General features: G+C 75.6%; 1 protein-coding gene and 1 pseudogene. One reads left to right on the top strand and one right to left on the bottom strand.

Translation table 11 applies throughout. The features are described from left to right. The first annotated feature begins 301 nt into the window (after positions 1-301). Positions 302-1,351, top strand: a complete 1,050-nt coding sequence (locus tag AB0O00_RS37420; protein WP_363659153.1) for a TIGR03617 family F420-dependent LLM class oxidoreductase — start codon at positions 302-304, stop codon at positions 1,349-1,351. A 14-nt stretch (positions 1,352-1,365) separates the two neighbouring features. Here the strand turns inward: AB0O00_RS37420 and AB0O00_RS37415 are convergent. Continuing rightward, positions 1,366-1,942: pseudogene (locus AB0O00_RS37415) on the bottom strand (hypothetical protein); the annotation flags it as partial.

Below are 1,942 nucleotides of genomic sequence, written 5' to 3'. Positions count from 1 at the left end.
CCGGACGGCAGGCGGGCCGGAGCCGCTCCGGGAGACGCTGGGCGAGTGGCGCGACCGGCTGACGGCGCGCGGCCTGGCCCTGCTGGCGGGCGCCGCGGCACTGCACGCGTACCTGGGCGAGTCCTGACCGGCGAGGCCGTCGGCGGTGGGCAGGTGCCCGGTCCGGATCCGGTGGGCGGCGCCGGCGCACGGACGGTCAGGGAGCCGGGCAGCTGGGCAGGTGACGGCATGGCAGGCTGTCGGTGCACGCCGACGCATGACCGACGTATGCGCCGAAGCCCCCGTGACCAGGAGCCCCGCCATGGACCGCCCGACCGCCGCCCTCCGCCTCGACGCCACCGCCTCCGGGCACCCGGCGGGGATCCTGGACGCCGCCGAGCTGGCCGAGCGCCGCGGCATGGACCGGCTGGTCGTCGCCGAGACCGCGTACGACCCGTTCCTCCAGCTCGCCCGCGCCGCCGACCGGACCGAGACGATCGAGCTCGCCACCGGCATCGCCGTCGCCTTCGCCCGCACCCCGATGACCCTCGCCTACCAGGCCTGGGGCCTGCACGCGGCCTCCGGCGGACGGGCCGTCATCGGGCTGGGCTCGCAGGTGAAGACCCACATCGAGAAGCGGTTCGGGATGCCCTGGGACCGCCCGGCCGCGCGCATGCGCGAGTACGTCCACGCCGTGCGGGCCATCTGGGACACCTGGCAGACCGGCGCGCGGCTGCGCTTCCGCGGCGAGTTCTACACGCACACGGCGATGTCCCCGGTCTTCTCGCCCGACCCGGTGCCCGGCGGGGTGCCCCGGATCCTCCTGGCCGGCGTCGGCCCGCTCATGACCCGCACCGCCGGCGCCGTGGCCGACGGCTTCCTCAGCCACCCGTTCTCGTCCCCCGCCTACCTGGCCGAACAGGTGCTGCCCGGCCTGACCGAGGCCCGCGCCGGCGCCGAGGCCGAGGGCGCCGCGTGGACGGCGCGCCCGTTCGAGATCGCCGGGAGCGTCCTGACCGCCACCGGGCGGACGGAGGAGGAACTCGCCGCCAACCGCGCCGCCGTCCGCGAGCGGCTCGCCTTCTACGCCTCCACGCCCGCCTACCGCCCGGTGCTCGCCCAGCACGGCTGGGAGGACCTCCAGGAGCGCCTGCACCCGCTGTCGCTGCGCGGGCGCTGGCAGGAGATGGCCGCGATGATCGACGACGAGGTGTTCGACACCTTCGCGGTGTCGGGCCCGGTGGACGACGTCGCCCGCGAGATCACCCGCCGCTACGCGGGCCTGTTCACCCGGCTCTCCGTCAGCCTGCCCGAGGACGCGGACCCGACGCTGGGGCTGGACGTCCTGGCGGCGGTGCGCGAGCTGGGGTGAGGGAGCGGAGGGGGTCAGCCGATCCTCCGCATGAGCGCGGCCAGGGTGATGACGTTCGAGCGGCTGACGCCGTACTGGATCGTGCCGTCCAGCTGGAGCACGAGGACGCGGCGTTCGGTGAGGTCCACGTCGGCGCACGCGCCAGGTGTGCTCCGCACCCGGCGCGACGTGTAGACCAACGACGCCGACGTGACTTCGACGAGCGTCCACGCGGCCTCGCACCGGGTGGTGCCGCTGTCGAGGCGTGACGCCGCGCTCTCGTCGCCGATGCCGCCCGGGCCGACCGTGAGGGTGACGGCCCCGGCCGGCGCGTAGTTGGAGAACACGGCCTGGCCGCTCCAGGTCCCGAGGTACGCGGTCGGGACGACGTTCCGTCCGGCGCCCCCGGCGGGGACCTCGGGCGCCATCGTGCGGGTGGCGGGCGCCGACCCGGTGGAGGACGTGTGCGTCGCCCGGTACTTCAGCACGAACCCCACGAGGGAGATCAGCAGCACGATCAGCACGATGAGGACCAGCACCAGCCGACCGCGCCTGCGCGGGCGGCGCGGGATGGGTGGCGGGCCGTAGTCGGGGATGGGCTGGGGCCACTGC

The organism is Kitasatospora sp. NPDC093558 (genome assembly GCF_040683475.1).
GTDB lineage: Bacteria > Actinomycetota > Actinomycetes > Streptomycetales > Streptomycetaceae > Kitasatospora.
Note: the sequence above shows the minus strand (reverse complement) of the source record. Positions and strands in the feature narration are given on the sequence as shown.

Coding starts and splice junctions, on each gene's coding strand:
- AB0O00_RS37420 (WP_363659153.1), top strand. CDS start 302: ATGGACCGCCCGACCGCCGCCCTCCGCCTCGACGCCACCGCCTCCGGG.